Annotated in this window: 1 protein-coding gene; it reads right to left on the bottom strand. The window is 27.4% G+C overall.

All coding sequences use genetic code 11. From position 1 onward, the window contains the following. On the bottom strand, positions 1 to 712 hold a 712-nt coding region (locus tag AVBRAN12637_RS09695), incomplete at both ends, for a FecR family protein (RefSeq protein WP_336612932.1).

Here is a 712-nt window from a genome sequence, read left to right as displayed (position 1 = left end):
TTTGCTCACTAGTTTGTAAAGTATTTTTAGAATTTGAATTAGTGTTTTCAGCTTTAATATCACTACTTAAAGTAATACTTGTTACTTTATTAGTATTTGTAGTGCTTTGTTTATCTTCTTGTTTTTCTTGTATTTTTTCTGGTTTATTATCTTCGTTAATATTTGCTTTGGTTAAAGAAAAATCATTTACTTTTAAAGGTTCAACTTTAATTACCTTAGTATTTGAAAAGCTTATTTGTTTTCCTGAATCAATTAAAGAAGTTTTATTACCTAATCTAACATCTATTGCACCTTGTAAGCAAGCTAATTTATTTATATTAAGTCCAACTTCTCCTACAAACACTGTTCCTCTAATACCAATTGTTGCTGTATGAGCTTTTAAAGAGAAATTCTTTCTTGCTAATTTTGAGATTTCTCCTGTGATTACTTTAAAGCTTCCTTCACTTACTTCAAGATTTACTTTAGAATTTTTTCCATCTAATAAGAATTGTTTTATTTCTAAGCTTGTGTTTTTACCTAGAGTAGTAACGGTGTTGTCATTAAAGATTATTTGTAATCTTGCATTGTTTCCCGTTTTTATAATATCGCTTTCATCAAGTTCTTGATTTAATAAAGCTTTTATTTCATTACCTTTTGAGATAACTACTGCATCACCTCTAATGGCTGATATTTTACCTACGCTTGCATAGGTTAGAGTTATTACACTTAATAA

This window comes from Campylobacter sp. RM12637, from assembly GCF_020137645.1.
GTDB lineage: Bacteria > Campylobacterota > Campylobacteria > Campylobacterales > Campylobacteraceae > Campylobacter_E.
Note: the sequence above shows the minus strand (reverse complement) of the source record. Positions and strands in the feature narration are given on the sequence as shown.